The organism is Amycolatopsis sp. NPDC051716 (genome assembly GCF_040681595.1).
Classification (GTDB): domain Bacteria; phylum Actinomycetota; class Actinomycetes; order Mycobacteriales; family Pseudonocardiaceae; genus Amycolatopsis.
Genome location: NZ_JBFAZA010000001.1, coordinates 299394 through 314500 on the forward strand (window position 1 = coordinate 299394; position 15107 = coordinate 314500).

Annotated in this window: 11 protein-coding genes and 1 tRNA gene; 4 read left to right on the forward strand and 8 right to left on the reverse strand. The window is 66.5% G+C overall.

Annotated elements, in window-relative coordinates:
- Positions 1 to 300: 300 nt before the first annotated feature.
- Genes AB0M30_RS01510 through AB0M30_RS01525 form a run of 4 tightly spaced genes read left to right on the forward strand, consistent with a single transcriptional unit; the run spans position 301 to position 3755 of the window.
- A complete protein-coding gene (locus tag AB0M30_RS01510) occupies positions 301 to 831 on the forward strand; it encodes a hypothetical protein (protein WP_364578479.1) in 531 nt (176 codons plus the stop codon).
- Positions 831 to 2390: a DUF3631 domain-containing protein gene (locus AB0M30_RS01515; protein WP_364578481.1), complete on the forward strand. Its 1560-nt coding sequence runs from the start codon at positions 831 to 833 to the stop codon at positions 2388 to 2390. Before AB0M30_RS01510 ends, AB0M30_RS01515 begins: the two co-directional genes overlap by 1 nt.
- The gene (locus tag AB0M30_RS01520; protein ID WP_364578483.1) at positions 2387 to 2617 is read left to right on the forward strand and encodes a helix-turn-helix domain-containing protein; all 231 of its coding nucleotides are present in this window, start codon (positions 2387 to 2389) and stop codon (positions 2615 to 2617) included. Before AB0M30_RS01515 ends, AB0M30_RS01520 begins: the two co-directional genes overlap by 4 nt.
- Positions 2601 to 3755: a site-specific integrase gene (locus AB0M30_RS01525; protein ID WP_364578485.1), complete on the forward strand. Its 1155-nt coding sequence runs from the start codon at positions 2601 to 2603 to the stop codon at positions 3753 to 3755. Before AB0M30_RS01520 ends, AB0M30_RS01525 begins: the two co-directional genes overlap by 17 nt.
- Before the next feature lie 52 nt (positions 3756 to 3807).
- Here AB0M30_RS01525 and AB0M30_RS01530 read toward each other — a convergent pair whose 3' ends face one another.
- The 8 genes from AB0M30_RS01530 to gnd all read right to left on the reverse strand — a co-directional run bounded on the left by AB0M30_RS01530 (position 3808) and on the right by gnd (position 15085).
- Positions 3808 to 6594: a TIGR02391 family protein gene (locus tag AB0M30_RS01530; RefSeq protein WP_364578488.1), complete on the reverse strand. Its 2787-nt coding sequence runs from the start codon at positions 6592 to 6594 to the stop codon at positions 3808 to 3810.
- 119 nt (positions 6595 to 6713) lie between these two features.
- Positions 6714 to 6787 (reverse strand) — tRNA-Ile (locus AB0M30_RS01535).
- Positions 6788 to 6836: 49 nt separating this feature from the next.
- Positions 6837 to 7499 carry a DUF3566 domain-containing protein gene (locus tag AB0M30_RS01540; protein ID WP_364578491.1) on the reverse strand — a complete coding sequence of 221 codons (663 nt, stop codon included), beginning with the start codon at positions 7497 to 7499 and terminating at the stop codon, positions 6837 to 6839.
- A 50-nt stretch (positions 7500 to 7549) separates the two neighbouring features.
- A complete protein-coding gene (gene gyrA / locus AB0M30_RS01545; protein WP_364578494.1) occupies positions 7550 to 10087 on the reverse strand; it encodes a DNA gyrase subunit A in 2538 nt (845 codons plus the stop codon).
- Between the two features lie 53 nt (positions 10088 to 10140).
- Positions 10141 to 12108 (reverse strand): DNA topoisomerase (ATP-hydrolyzing) subunit B, encoded by a 1968-nt coding sequence (gene gyrB, locus AB0M30_RS01550; protein WP_364578496.1) that lies wholly within the window; start codon positions 12106 to 12108, stop codon positions 10141 to 10143.
- 197 nt (positions 12109 to 12305) lie between these two features.
- Positions 12306 to 12809, reverse strand: a complete 504-nt coding sequence (locus AB0M30_RS01555) for a DciA family protein (protein ID WP_103340202.1) — start codon at positions 12807 to 12809, stop codon at positions 12306 to 12308.
- A 220-nt stretch (positions 12810 to 13029) separates the two neighbouring features.
- Positions 13030 to 14184, reverse strand: a complete 1155-nt coding sequence (gene recF, locus AB0M30_RS01560) for a DNA replication/repair protein RecF (RefSeq protein WP_364578499.1) — start codon at positions 14182 to 14184, stop codon at positions 13030 to 13032.
- Positions 14185 to 14194: 10 nt separating this feature from the next.
- Positions 14195 to 15085 carry a phosphogluconate dehydrogenase (NAD(+)-dependent, decarboxylating) gene (gene gnd / locus AB0M30_RS01565; protein WP_103340205.1) on the reverse strand — a complete coding sequence of 297 codons (891 nt, stop codon included), beginning with the start codon at positions 15083 to 15085 and terminating at the stop codon, positions 14195 to 14197.
- Positions 15086 to 15107 lie beyond the last annotated feature (22 nt).

Sequence of the window (15107 nt, forward strand, 5' to 3'; positions counted from 1 at the left end):
GCCACCCAACCGCCTTGATCCTCATCCTCCTCACGATCGTCACTCTTGGTTACTCATGGTCGTGCGCGGTCTACCCGTACAAGCCGTGCCGTTCCTGCCGTGGCTTCGGAGCCTTCCGCTCGCCGCTGCTCCGCGCGATCCGGCTCTGCCGCCGATGCAGCGGGACCGGTCGGACGCTCCGCGCCGGCCGCCGCGCCTACAACGCCTGCCACCAAGTCCGCCGGTCGTACCGCGATCTCCGCGACCGCGACCGCCGCGACGACAACCGCTGACTCACAGCTCAACCGAAAGGCCACACCCATGAAGACCACACTGCTCGACCCCGAGCGTCAGTTCCTGGGCTGCGTGATGCAGGTCCGGCTGACCGCAGCTCGTCGGCTGCTGGCCGGCATGCGCGCCGGCGACCTCGGCTCACCGATCGCCGCTCACGTTCTCCAGTTGGTCATCGAGCTGACCGGCGCGGGCCATGCACCGACCCCAATGGCCGTGCTGGATCACGCCCGCGAGCGGACGACGACCGAACCGCGGTCCGGCGGCGCGCACCGCCTGCACAGCCTCGGCCTCTGGATCGTCGAGACGTACGCGGACGGCCCGATCCTGCCGCCGCCGTACTACGGCGCCTGGCTCAAGGCCGTCGTGCTCAAGGGCGCGTACCGGCGCGCCGTCCGAGAGCACGCGGCCCGCCTGGTGCAGGCCATCGAAGACGACTCGCCAACGGACATCCTCCGCAACCAGCTCGACGACACGGAACGCCTCGACGACCTCTGGCGGCGCTACCGCGAAGCCGGAGGCGACGACGAACCGACGGCCCGCTTGGAGGTAGCTGCCTGATGTCCGAAGTAGACGACACCTTGTCCGTGATCGACTTCGTAATCTCCGACGAGCCGGCAGCCAACTGCCAGCAGTGCGGGCGGCCGCGCGGTGACTCCCCGTCCGGCGACTTCTGCTCGGAGAACTGCCAGCGCGTCTGGCGCGGCCGCCACATCGCGGCCAAGCCGACAGAGGACGGCGGCGCCCAGCCGAGCGACTCGCTCCCGGACGCCGCGCCGGTCAACCCGCTCACGTGGCTCGGCCCGGCCCCGGCCGGCGCCTTCGCGAAGCCGGGTCACGAGGTTCTCGACTCGGTCGTGACGTTCGTGTCGCGCTTCTCGGCCTTCGCGAACGAGCACGCCGCGCCGGCGCTGGCGCTCTGGTATGCCCACACCCACGTCGCCGAGCGTCTGTACGTCACGCCGAGGTTGATCCTCGACTCGGCGGAGCCGGGGAGCGGCAAGACGCGCGTGCTGGAGGTCGCCCAGTACCTCGTCGCCAAGCCGGAGATGACGATCAGCATCACCCCGGCCGCGATCTTCCGCATGCTCGCCGACGGGCCGATGACGCTGCTGTTCGACGAGATCGACGCAGTGTTCAACCCGAAGACTGGAGGGAACAACGAAGACCTCCGGGCGCTGCTCAACGCGGGGTACAAGCGGTCAGCGACCGTGACGCGGTGCGTCGGCGACGCCAAAAGCATGAACGTCACCCGGTTCCCGGTCTACGCGCCGGTCGCCCTTGCCGGGATCGCTGGCGGGATGCCCGACACCATCACCACCCGCGCGATCACCGTCCACATGCGCAAACGCCGGTTCGACGAAGTCGTCGAGGAATTCATCGAAGAGGACGTCGAACGCGAGTCGGCACCAGTCCGCGCCGAGCTCGCGGAGTGGGTCGGTCGCGTCGGCGACGAAGTGAGCCGCGCCCGGCCAGAACGCCCGGCCGGCGTCCGCGACCGAGCGGCCGAGATCTGGCGGCCGCTGCTGGCGATCGCGGACGCGGCCGGCGGCCACTGGCCGGAGACCGCGCGCCGGGCATGCCGTCACTTCGTGCTCGAAGCGACCGCGCAACCGGCATCGATCGGTGTGCGGCTGCTGGCCGACGTCCGACAGATCTTCGCCGCGCAGAACACCGACCGCATGGTGACGGCCGAGCTGATCCGGGAGCTGCACGCCGTCGAGGACGGCCCGTGGACCGACGTCCAGGGCAAGCCGCTCGACAGCCGCCGCCTCGCGAAGGAACTCGACCGGTACCTGGTCCGACCCAAGGACCTCAAGGTCAGCGGCAAGACGCTGAAGGGCTACCGCATCGACGGCGACGGCGGACTTGCCGACGCCTGGAGCCGCTACCTCCCACCGCTCGAAACGGGGGCGACCTCCGCGACCAACGCGACCTCGCAGGTCGACGCCACATCCGGGGTCGCACTGCCGCCCAGCTCGGCCGCGACCTCCGCAACCGGGGTCGCGGACGGTCGCGGCATCCAACGGCCACTCGCACCCGTGCTGAGCAGCCCGGTCGCGGAGGTCGCGGACGTCGCGCCCGCGAAGCCGGACCACGACACCGAGGGGGATCGATGAACGCCGTACCCATGCCGGTCGCCGTGCCCGAACGGCACCTCTACCGGATCACCGAAGCGATGCGCCTGCTCTCGATGAGCCGCTCGGTCATCTACGAGCAGCTCCGCTCGGGGCGCCTGCACTCGGTCAAGCAGGGACGCGCCCGGTTCGTGCCGGCGGTCGCCATCCAGCAGTACATCGAGTTGCTCATGAAGGAAGCGGGGGTCAGCTATGGCGAGTCGGCGTAGTCGCGGAGACGGCGGCCTTCACTGGGACGATGCGCGACAGCGCTGGATCGCCACCATCACGACCGGGTACACCCCGGCCGGGAAGCGCATCACGCGGAAGGCCAGCGGCAGGACGAAGACCGAAGCGCAACAAAAACTGAAGGCTCTCGTCCGCGACCTCGACGACGGGTTGCCCTCGGAAGACCAGCTGTACACAGTGGCGCACGCCGTGCGTGACTTCCTAACCTACGGCCTGCCGAGGCGAGGACAAGCGACCGTCGAAAAGCTAACGATCCTCGCGAACAAGCACGTCATCGCAAGTCTGGGTGCTCGAAAGCTGCGAGAACTGACAGCTGACGACGTAGATAGGTGGCTCGCCACGAAGGCGAAGACGCTGTCGACGCGCACCCTTCGAGACCTGCACTCGATCCTTCGCCGGTCCGTCGAGCGGGCGCAGAAGCGGGACAAGGTTCGGCGCAATGTAGTCCTCTTGTGTGACATTCCAGAAGGACGAGCCGGGAGGCCGTCGAAGTCCCTGACCTTCGACCAGGCCGAGGCCCTCCTAACGGCTGCGGAGTTCACCTCGATGCGGGCGTACATCGTGGTGTCGCTGCTGACCGGCGCACGGACGGAGGAAATGCGGGCACTCACCTGGTCGCACGTCGACTTGGTCGGTCAGCCGGCGGCCAATCCACCCATACCTCCGCACATGATGGTGTGGCGCTCGGTCCGGGTGGACGGCGACACCAAGACGCCGAAGTCACGCCGCTCATTAGCCCTGCCTCAACGCTGCGTCGACGCTCTGCACGCTCACCAGCGAAAGCAGGCCTTCGCCCGGAAGCTCGCAGGTGTTCGGTGGATCGACAACGACCTGGTGTTCTCGTCGGCAGTCGGTGGTGAGCTGGATGCGGCCAATGTTCGGCGGGCGTTCCGCCGAGTGTTGCGCAGGACCGGTCTCGATCCGGAGGACTGGACGCCCCGTGAACTGCGACACAGCTTCGTTTCGCTCCTATCCGACAGTGGGATGGAAATCGAAAAGATCTCGCGTCTCGTTGGCCATAACGGCACGTCGGTAACGGAGCGGGTCTACAGGCATCAGCTCCGCCCGATAGTTCAGCACGGCGCCGAAGCGATGGACGCGATCTTTTCCCGTACCTGATCCATGGAGGAACTTGGGTCACGCCGGTCCAGCCGAGGGCTGGGCCGGCGTGTTACGGCAGTATCTGATGAACTGCTCCGCCCGAGAAGTCTGCGATGTAAAGAGTTCCATCGTCGCCAAGTGTCAGCTGCGAAGGATTTCTCAGCCCCTCGACAACCGTGGTCGGATCCACAAGACCATCTCGCGGCAGGCGTATGACACGGCCGCCATGGAAGTCACTGAGATAAACATCCTCTCGGACGCAGATCATCCCAGCAAGCCCACTAAGAGTCCTGTCACTTAGAATATTGCCACCAGTATTATTATCGCGATCGATATGCCATAGCGAGTCGAAGTTAAACATCAAGGCGGAATTTATCGCAGGGGAGCATAAAACCAGAAGGCCATCACTGGAGCGCGTAATGGCCTTAAGAGTACCGTCAATCTCGGCAATCTTAGTCGTCGGACCATTTATTCCAACGCGGTAAATAAACCCAAGGTGAGTACCAACGATTAAGTCACCCTCGTCCCAGGCGAGCGCCATCAGCGTTCCGGCCCACTCCGCAGCCACAATCTGACTGGTAGCATAGTCGGTACTGCGATGAAGAACGAGCACACCTTCTAAGCCCGGAAGAACTACTGCAATATCACCGGCGGAGTTCGCAGCGAGCTTGTCCGTCCCGAGCATGACGGTGTGCATCCGTGGCGTCGCCGCCACCAGTCGATACACTCCGTTCTTCTCTACCCGCCACAGTTCCGTACTGCGAGTGCTTACAACTAAGCCGTCAGCGGTCCAAGCAATCCCGGCGACAGGAGGTAGACCGGTTAGAAGTTCGGTCCGCGTTCCGCGCGGATGGGAAGCGACCTCGACTGCAGCTTCCGCTGAGCATCCATCCAAAAGGCAGCGCAACCTAGTGTTGCCGGGCGCTTTCGCGATGACCGCGCCACCTCTGAAGTAGACGATCTTCTCGTCTTCTGCCTCTACTTGCGGGTCATCCAACGCCTCAGTCCATGTCGCAACGCCATCAGTGAGGTGCTTCAACACCCGAAGGGGCGCCTTCGCACCACGCCGGAGACGCAGGTAGCTAGGTTCAAGACTGATATGCATAAGGCGGGCGGGATGAGCCGGGGCAACAGGCTGTCCTTCGAACAGCATTGCTCCATCCCAAAGTTTACGCAGCGAGGAACTTTCTCGGTCGCGGACCCATACTGCGTTAAGTGCCTTTGTGGTCGAAGCCTGCCAACTAACGTAGTGACCGACGGCGTACGCTTCCTCGGTGGGCATAATGCGCTCAGTTTCTGCACCAGCTTCTAAGCAGAGCAGCCGTACACCCGTCGCATCTAGTGGCTCACGTCCATCCGAGTCACCGAACAAGGGAATATTAATCTCGATAACTCGATACCATGACTCAAGGTTAGGTTCACTGACAAACCAGACGGTGTGGGCTGCACCCTGTCGGTGGCCATCGACAAGGTGAATTCGATGCTCTCCAGGTGGCACCCGGTCTACATCTACCACGAGAGATCCCGGTCGATAGCTAATTTTACCCAGCCGAATTGTCTCGTCCAGCCATGCCTCTACTTGTGATGTAGCTCGATCGACCCAAAGGGTCAGAGAGCCACCCTGGCGGTGCTCGTGACCACGAACAACGGGCGCTCGGTCGATATCGCGGTCCAACAAATCTAAAAGAGTACTAGCATGGGCGAGTAGCCGCAGACATTCGTAACGCGACCTGCATGGCAGAAGGGGGCGATCCTTGTGCGATCGATCGCCTTTGAACAACCCGATCGCACCACCGAACAACTCGACGAGACGGTCTCTATCAGCTTCACGCTCAGTAACTCGAATTGAGTTCGCAGCCTCCCGGAACGCCAGCTTGATCAAGTCATTGCCGATTGACGGATTTTTAATTCGCTGTTGAACCTCATGCTCGACACGGCGAAACGCCGCAAAGATCGCGTCGTCGAACCGGTTCGCACGCACCAACTCCGCGCTGACCTCGGCGATTTCCGCTCGCAAGATAGGCAGAAGAATATCGAGGTCTTCGCCGCTGCGACCCGAGACGACGGCTTCCGCCTCGCGGGCGGTAGGCCCAACGTCTTCTGACAGTTCGTGAAGAATCGAGATAGCCTCTGAGAAACTATTTATCGACCCCTGAGCAGACCTACGGTCTCGTTCAGCTGACTCGTAGTGCTCCAGGAGCACGTCCGGCCCCTCCACATGCCTGTAAGGACGTACGCGCCGGCGATCGATCGTCAGGTCCCAGAGCCAGGGCTCGTTTGGCTGCCAGTGGACGCCAGACCAGAAGTGAGGAAGAAGATCAACCAAGACACGGAGGCGCGATAGCCTTGCTCGTGCGGTTTCCACCTCCGGCGATTGATTTGAACCGGGTCTAGGTTCCTCCGGCTCTACATCGTTCTCAGTGGCGTCGTGGGGCTCGCCGTCGTGGTCGGCGCTTGCGTCCCCGATGCTCAGCCCAAGCTCCAGCACGAAGTCGGCACTTCTCACGATGAGAGCATTTTCGTCGACTTCTGGCACTTCACGCTCAACCCTCACAACCCATGCCACAAACCGAGCTAGGAGGTCCAGATCGTCTCGGCCGCCGGCGCACACCATCACGCCCCGCAGGGTCAGACGGACTTCGTCACTGTCCGAGAATCCCGAAGCATGCCATGGCCTGGAGATGTATACGCGCGGAAGCGCCAGGAGTGCGGCTTGAGCATCTTCAATGTTCAGCATGCGGTCAGCCCGCAGATCCACCGCAGTGAAGGTCGGCCACGCACCGCGCTGATTCATGAGGTCGTAAACGAGCTGGAGCAGGCGCTGGTCTGCGGCGCTCACCGGAGTGATTTGAGTCACGCCGACCTCCTGCGCATCATGTCGAGTCGCGGGACGCCTACGCCAGCCCGGCACGACAGTCACTCAGTTAGACACTCAGGGGCGGTTTCCCTTGATCGGGAAACCGCCCCTGACTTGTGTGGGCCTACCAGGACTTGAACCTGGGACCTCTTCGTTATCAGCGAAGCGCTCTAACCGCCTGAGCTATAGGCCCTCGAACGAGGAGAACTTTACAGGACCCCCGAGGGGGCCCTGCAACCGGGTCACTCCCGTTCGGACAGGGTTACCTCGAGGCCGCCCGCGAGGTCTGCCGAGACGTTGTAGATGAACGCGCTCACCGTTGCCAAGGCCGAGACCAGGACGATGTTGATCGCGCCCAGGATGGCCGCGATGCCGAACACGCGGCCGGCGCTGATCAGGGGTTCGGCCGACGCGTTGGCGCCCTCGCCGCCGACCAGGGACGAGTATGTGCCGTTCAGCTTGTCCCAGACGCCCATGCCGTCGAGGACCGTGTACAGCACTCCGACCGCCACCAGCCAGACGAAGAACATCGCTACGCCCAGGACCAGGGACAGCTTCAGCACCGACCACGGGTCGAACCGCTTCACCTGCAGTGATGCCCGGCGCGGGCCGCGGCCCGGGCGACGCAGCGCGCTCGGACGGGCTCGCTGGGTCGATGCCGGGGGAACCTCGCTGCCGGAGGGTGGGGTGTCGCCTGAGCCGCCGAAGAGGCGGGGGGCTGCGCTGCCCGTCACCACCGGACGTTCGGGGGTGACGGGCTGCGGTGCCGCGGCCGGGGGCGGTGCCTCGTCCGTGGCCAGCTTGACCGTCGCTTCGGCGTCGCCTTCCTTGTCGACCCGCTGCCAAGGTGGGCTGGCCGGCGTTCCGTTCGAACCCGCTGCCTCGGGATTCTCGGTCGGTGTCACGAAGAGTCAGTCCTTACCCGTGCCGTGGGGCGCTGTCCGTAGTTGTGAACTTACTGCTCCGACGGCGCCGTCGTCTCGTCACCCGCTTCGGGCGCTTCGGGAGCTTCACCATTGGCGACGTCCGAGGGCTCGTCCGCGTTGCGTGCGACCGCGAGAAGAGTGGTTCCTTCGCCGAGATTCATCAGCCGGACCCCCTTCGTCTGCCGCCCTGCCTTGCGGACATCGCCCGCCGGTGTGCGGATCACGCCGCCGCTCGAGGTGATCGCGTACAGCTCGTCCTCGGCGTCGACGATGAGCGCACCCACCAGCCTGCCACGTTTGCGGTCGTGCTGAATGGTGAGCACGCCCTTGCCGCCGCGGCCCTGGACCGGGTAGTCCTCGATCGGCGTGCGCTTGGAGTACCCGCCGTCGGTGGCGACCAGGAGGAACTTGCCCTCCTTGACCACGCTGACGCCGAGCAGCTCGTCACCGTCGTTGAACCGCATGCCCATCACGCCGGACGTCGGGCGGCCCATCGGCCGCAGCGCCTCGTCCGTCGCGTGGAAGCGGATGGACTGGCCCTCGGCCGACACCAGGAGCAGGTCGTCCTCGGCCGCCGCGAGCACCGCGCCGACCAGCTCGTCGCCTTCGCGCAGGTTGATGGCGATGAGGCCGCCGGAGCGGTTGGAGTCGAAGTCGGTGAGCTTGGTCTTCTTGACCAGGCCGCGCTTGGTGGCGAGCACCAGGTACGGCGCGACCTCGTAGTTCTTGATCTGGATGACCTGGGCGATCTGCTCGTCCGGCTGGAACGCCATCAGGTTCGCCACGTGCTGGCCGCGCGCGTTGCGGTTGGCCTCGGGCAGGTCGTACGTCTTGGTCCGGTAGACGCGGCCCTTGTTCGTGAAGAACAGGATCCAGTCGTGCGTCGAGCAGACGAAGAAGTGCTGGACGATGTCGTCCTGCTTCAGCGTCGCGCCCTGCACGCCCTTGCCGCCGCGCTTCTGCGAGCGGTACAGATCCGTTTTCGTCCGCTTGGCGTACCCCGTGCGGGTGATGGTGACGACGACGTCCTCGACCGCGATGAGTTCCTCGTCGGTGACTTCGCCGCTGAAGCCGATGATCTTCGTGCGCCGGTCGTCGCCGTACTTGTCGACGATCGCCATCAGCTCGTCGCGGATGATCGCGCGCTGGCGCTCGGGCTTGTCGAGGATGTCCTTGAGGTCGGCGATCTCCAGCTCGATCTCGGCCAGCTGGTCGATGATCCGCTGCCGCTCCAGGGCGGCGAGGCGCCGCAGCTGCATGTCGAGGATCGCGGTGGCCTGGATCTCGTCGACGTCCAGCAGCTCCATGAGGGCCGGCCGGGCCTCGTCCGCGGACGGCGACCGCCGGATCAGCGCGATGACCTCGTCGAGCGCGTCGAGCGCCTTGACGTACCCACGCAGGATGTGGGCCCGCTCCTCGGCCTTCTTCAGGCGGAACCTGGTCCGCCGGACGATGACCTCGACCTGGTGCTTCACGTAGTGCCGGATGATCTGGTCGAGCCGCAGCGTGCGCGGCACGCCGTCGACCAGGGCCAGCATGTTGACGCCGAAGTTCTGCTGCAGCTGGGTGTGCTTGTAGAGGTTGTTCAGCACCACCTTCGCGACCGCGTCCCGCTTGATCGTGACGACGATCCGCATGCCGGAGCGGCTGTTGGACTCGTCGGCGATGTCGGAGATGCCGGTGAGCTTGCCGTCGCGGACCAGGTTCGCGATGTTCTCGACCAGGTTGTCCGGGTTGACCTGGTAGGGCAGCTCGGACACGACCAGGATCGTGCGGCCCTTCGCGTCCTCCTCGACCTCGACGACCGCGCGCATCCGGACCGAGCCGCGGCCGGTGCGGTAGGCGTCCTCGATGCCGGAGGTGCCGAGGATCATCGCCTTGGTCGGGAAGTCCGGGCCCTTGATCCGGACCAGCAGCGCGGCGAGCAGCTCGTCGTCGGTCGCTTCCGGGTTCTCCAGCGCCCAGACGACGCCCTCGGAGACCTCGCGCAGGTTGTGCGGCGGGATGTTCGTCGCCATCCCGACCGCGATCCCGGAACCGCCGTTGACCAGCAGGTTCGGGAACCGCGACGGCAGGACGTCGGGCTCCTGCGTCCGGCCGTCGTAGTTGTCGGAGAAGTCGACGGTGTCTTCTTCGATGTCGGCCAGCATCTGCATGGCCAGCGGCGCGAGCCGGGACTCGGTGTACCGCATGGCGGCCGCGGGGTCGTTGCCCGGCGAGCCGAAGTTGCCCTGGCCGTCGATCAGCGGGTAGCGCATCGACCATGGCTGGGCGAGCCGCACCAGCGCGTCGTAGATCGCCGAGTCACCGTGCGGGTGGTAGTTGCCCATGACGTCGCCGACGACGCGCGAGCACTTGTTGTACCCGCGGTCCGGCCGGAAGCCGGAGTCGAACATCGAGTACAGGACCCGCCGGTGCACCGGCTTGAGCCCGTCCCGGACGTCCGGCAGCGCGCGCGACACGATGACGCTCATCGCGTAGTCGATGTAGGAGCGCTGCATCTCCTGCTGGATGTCGACCGGTTCGATCCGGTCGTGGTCCGGAGCCGGCGGCAGAGTTTCCGTCATGAGGTCCTTCTCGGGTGCGGGGGCCTAGCGGGGGCGAAGAACGAGGAAGACGCCTACACGTCCAAGAAGCGCACGTCCTTGGCGTTGCGCGTGATGAACGAGCGGCGGGCTTCGACGTCCTCGCCCATCAGGACCGAGAACAGCTCGTCGGCCTGGGCGGCGTCGTCGAGGGTGACCTGGCCCAGCAGCCGGTTGGCCGGGTCCATCGTGGTCTCCCACAGCTCTTCGGCGTTCATCTCGCCGAGGCCCTTGTAGCGCTGGATCGCGTCGTCCTTCGGGAGCCGCTTGCCGGCCTCGACGCCCGCCTGGATGACGGCGTCGCGCTCGCGGTCGGAGTACGCGTACTCCGGCTCGGCCCGCGGCCACTTGATCTTGTACAGCGGCGGCCGCGACAGGAAGACGTGGCCGTGTTCGATCAGCGGCGTCATGAACCGGAACAGCAGGGTGAGCAGCAGCGTGGTGATGTGCTGGCCGTCGACGTCGGCGTCGGCCATCAGCACGATCTTGTGGTAGCGCAGCTTCGTGAGGTCGAACTCGTCGTGGATGCCGGTGCCGAGCGCGGTGATCAGCGACTGGACCTCGGTGTTCTTGAGGACGCGGTCGATGCGGGCCTTTTCGACGTTGATGATCTTGCCGCGGATCGGCAGGATCGCCTGGTACATCGAGTCCCGGCCCTCCTTGGCCGAGCCGCCGGCCGAGTCACCCTCGACGATGTAGAGCTCGCACTCCTCCGGCTTGGTGGAGCGGCAGTCCTTCAGCTTGCCGGGCAGGCCGCCGATGTCGAGCGCGCCCTTGCGGCGGACCAGGTCCCGCGCCTTGCGCGCGGCCATCCGGGCCTGCGCCGAGGAGATCGACTTGTTGATGATCGTCTTCGCCTCGGTGGGGTTGCGCTCGAACCAGTCCGCCAGCCACTCGTTCGACGTCTGCTGCACGAACGTCTTGGCCTCGCTGTTGCCCAGCTTGGTCTTGGTCTGGCCCTCGAACTGCGGCTCGGACAGCTTGATCGAGACGATCGCGGCGAGGCCCTCGCGCACGTCGTCACCGGTCAGGTTGGTGTCCTTCTCCTTGAGCAGCTTCTTGTCGCGCGCGTAGGTGTTGACGACGCGGGTCAGCGCGGCGCGGAAGCCCTCTTCGTGGGTGCCGCCCTCGTGGGTGTTGATCGTGTTGGCGAACGTGTAGACCGACGGCGTGAAGCCGTTGTTCCACTGCATCGCGACCTCGACCTCGAGGCCGGTGCCCTTCGCTTCGAAGGAGATCACGCTGGAGTGGATCGGGTCCTTGCTGCCGTTGATGTGCTTGACGAAGTCCTCGAGCCCACCCGGGTAGCAGTAGGTCTTTTCCTTGACCCGCGCGACCTTGCCCTCGGCGTCGGCTTCGGTGTCCTCGTCGGCGACGCGCTCGTCGCGCAGGGACAGCGTCAGCCCCTTGTTGAGGAACGCCATCTCCTGGAGCCGGCGCGAGATGGTCTCGAAGTTGTACGTCGTGGTCTCGAAGATGTCGCCGTCGGCCCAGAAGGTGATCGTGGTGCCGGTCTCGGACGCCGGGCCCAGGTCTTCCAGCTCGCCGGGGATCTGGTCGGTGTACTCCTGGCGCCAGCTGCGGCCGCCGTACTTGACCTCGGCGAGCAGCTTCTTCGACAGCGCGTTCACCACGGAAACGCCGACGCCGTGCAGGCCGCCGGACACCGCGTAGGAGTCGCTGTCGAACTTGCCGCCCGCGTGCAGCACGGTGAGCACGACCTCGAGGGTCGGCTTCTGCTCCTTGGGGTGCATGTCGACCGGGATGCCGCGGCCGTCGTCGACGACGCGCACCCCGCCGTCGGCGAGGAGGGTAACCTCGACCTTGGTGGCGTGGCCGGCCATCGCCTCGTCGACGGAGTTGTCGACGACCTCCTGGACGAGGTGGTGCAGCCCGCGTTCACCAGTGGAACCGATGTACATGCCGGGGCGCTTGCGGACCGCTTCGAGGCCTTCGAGCACCGTGATCGACGACGCGTTGTACTCGTGCTTGTTCTCGGTCACCGGCGTTGTATCTCCTCGTCTCGCCCGAGCGGACGCTCGCTCTCCTCCAGTGTACTTGGCCGCGTCCGCTGGCATGCGGCAAGGACACCCCTGAACGCGTCACAGACGAACGAAATCGGTTCGAGCCGAGTCTTGACGTATCTCGGGAGGTCTGGATGCGTTCTCGGGGCATTCAACCGAGCATCGCGCAACCTGGGTCAGCCGTACGTGTCACGAGGGCCGCGCCCCGGCACGTGCCGGGGCCCTTTCCGCCAGCTCGGGGCGGTCGGGCCCTGGATCCGCATCCGCTTGACGACGCCGTTGCCGACCCCCGCCGCGATCTTGTGCAGCAGCTTTCCCTGCAGCAACCGCAGCTGGGTGGCCCACGCCGTCGAGCTGGCGCGGACGGTGAGTTCGCCGTCCTTCAGGGCGACCGGCTGCGCGTGCTCGGCGACGTCTTCGCCGACCAGCCGCGCCCACTGCGCGAAGACGCGGGCGCTGGTGACGCTCTCGTTCCAGCCGCGGTCGCTCATCAGCCGGGAGACGAGCCGGCCGAGCGGTTGCGGGTCACGCGCGTCCGCACCAGGCCCCGACCAGCGGCGACGCCGGGGGCTCTGCCCACCGCCGGTGGCGGGGCGGCGCCGGCCGGGCGAGGTACCGCGCTCCTTGGCTTTGGCCTTCGCGGCCTCCAGCGCGGCGTGCGCGAGATCGCGGCCCGTCATGGGCGGCTCGTTCGGCCCAGCGGCGGCATCACGCTCCGTGCCCGAAGCGGGCTTGGCGTTCGACGGAGGGCCGTCGCCAGGGGTTTTGCGCCACCCATCTGGCCGCATGGTCACGCGGGGCGATAACTCATTCACCGTGTTATCCACACTGTCCACAGGTTTGTCCCCAGATCGGGTGCGCTTTGTGCCGCCCGTCACACGGGGTGCTCGATCGCCGTGCTCAGCCACGCGTGATCTCACCATCCGCCACCACGAACCGGGTGCCGGCCAGCTCCCCGGGCACGTCTTCGTCGACCGCGGCGGTCACCAGCACCTGTTCGGCGCTCGCGGCCACCTCGGCCAGCCGGGCGCGGCGCTTGCGGTCCAGCTCGGCGAACACGTCGTCGAGCAGCAGCACCGGCTCGCCCGCCTCCGCGCGCAGCAGCTCGTAGCTGCCGAGCCGCAGCGCCAGCGCGAACGACCACGACTCGCCGTGGCTCGCGTAGCCCTTCGCGGGTGCCTCGCCCAGGATCAGCTCCAGCTCGTCCCGGTGCGGGCCGACCAGGCTGATCCCGCGCTCGAGCTCCGCTTTGCGGGCTTCGCCCAACGCCTTGAGTAAGACGTCCTTCAGGACCTCGGGTTGCGCCCGTTCGCCATCCGGTACGCCGTACGTTTCCGGCATCGTGGCACCCAGCGACGACCGGTAGGCGATTTTCGCCGGCCGCGAGTCGGGCGCGACCCCCATGTACGCCGAAGCCGCGTGCGGCGCGAGGTCGGCGACGAGGTTCAGGCGCGCGGCGAGCAGCTCCGCGCCCGCCACCGCCAGGTGGTCGTCCCAGACCTCGAGCGTCGACAGCGCGTACGGGTCTTCGCGGCCCGTACGTCGTTTCCCGGCCGTCTTGAGCAGGGCGTTCCGCTGCTTCAGCACCTTCTCGTAGTCCGCCCGGACGCCGGCGTACCGCGGCGCGCGCAGCACCAAGAGCTCGTCGAGGAACCGGCGCCGCTCACCCGGGTCGCCCCGCACGAGCGCGAGGTCCTCCGGGGAGAACAGCACCGTGCGCAGGATCCCGAGCACGTCACGCGGACGGCCGACCGCGCCGCGGTTGACCCGCGCGCGGTTCGCCCGGCCGGCGGTGATCTCGAGCTCGACGGTCAGCTCGCGATCGTCGTTGACCACCGCGACCCGCACCAGCGCGCGCTCGCAGCCGTGCCGGATCAGCGGTGCGTCCGTCGCGACGCGGTGCGAGCCCAGCGTCGCGACGTACCCGATCGCTTCCAGCAGGTTGGTCTTGCCGCGACCGTTCTGGCCGACCAGCACGGTCGGCCCCGGTTCGAGCGCGAGATCGGCCTGCGGCCAGGAGCGGAAGTCGGTGACCTGCAGGTGCCGCAGATACACCAGGGGCTCCTTACCCGCCGACCTTCTTCACGGCGTGCCCACCGAACTGGTTGCGCAGCGCGGCGACCGCGCGCATCGCGGCCGAGTGCTCCTGCCGCGAAGCGAACCGCGCGAACAGCGCGGCCGAGATGACCGGCGCCGGCACCGCGTTGTTGATCGCCTCTTCCAGCGTCCAGCGGCCTTCGCCCGAGTCCTCGACGTAGCCCTCGAGGTCGTCCAGCTCCGGGTCCTCGTCGAGCGCGCGCACGAGCAGGTCGAGCAGCCAGGACCGGACGACCGTGCCGCGCTGCCAGCCCTTGATCACGGCGGGCACGTCCTTGACGACCTTCGCGGCCTCGAGCAGCTCGAAGCCTTCCGCGAAGGCCTGCATCATGCCGTACTCGATGCCGTTGTGGATCATCTTCGCGTAATGGCCCGCGCCGACGTCGCCGGCGTGCGAGAAGCCTTCCTCGCGCGGGCCTTCCGGGCGCAGTGCGTCGAAGATCGGCATGGCCTTCTCGACGTCGGCCGCGGTGCCGCCGACCATCAGGCCGTAGCCGTTGTCCTTGCCCCACACGCCACCGGAGACACCGCAGTCGACGTAGCCGATGTTCTTCGCCGCCAGCAGATCGGCGTTCAGCTTGTCGTCGGTGTACTTCGAGTTGCCGCCGTCGATCACCATGTCGCCCTCGGCGAGCAGGTTGCTCAGCTCGGTGACGGTCTGGCGAGTCGGGTCGCCGGCCGGGACCATGATCCAGACGATCCGCGGGGCGTCCAGTTTGGACACCAGGTCCTCGAGCGACGTCGTGTCGGTGACGTCCGGGTTGCGGTCGTAGCCGACCACCTCGTGACCGGCCGCGCGCAGCCGCTCACGCATGTTGAAGCCCATCTTGCCCAGGCCGATCAGACCGAGCTGAACCATGAGATCCCCTTACGTGCTCGAG

Bases quoted from the DNA above. Each gene is read 5' to 3' on its own strand.
- AB0M30_RS01515 (WP_364578481.1), top strand. From the start codon at position 831: ATGTCCGAAGTAGACGACACCTTGTCCGTGATCGACTTCGTAATCTCC.
- AB0M30_RS01555 (WP_103340202.1), bottom strand. From the start codon at position 12,809: ATGACGGGCCGCGATCTCGCGCACGCCGCGCTGGAGGCCGCGAAGGCC.
- gnd (WP_103340205.1), bottom strand. From the start codon at position 15,085: ATGGTTCAGCTCGGTCTGATCGGCCTGGGCAAGATGGGCTTCAACATG.
- AB0M30_RS01525 (WP_364578485.1), top strand. From the start codon at position 2,601: ATGGCGAGTCGGCGTAGTCGCGGAGACGGCGGCCTTCACTGGGACGAT.
- gyrA (WP_364578494.1), bottom strand. From the start codon at position 10,087: ATGACGGAAACTCTGCCGCCGGCTCCGGACCACGACCGGATCGAACCG.
- AB0M30_RS01510 (WP_364578479.1), top strand. From the start codon at position 301: ATGAAGACCACACTGCTCGACCCCGAGCGTCAGTTCCTGGGCTGCGTG.
- AB0M30_RS01520 (WP_364578483.1), top strand. From the start codon at position 2,387: ATGAACGCCGTACCCATGCCGGTCGCCGTGCCCGAACGGCACCTCTAC.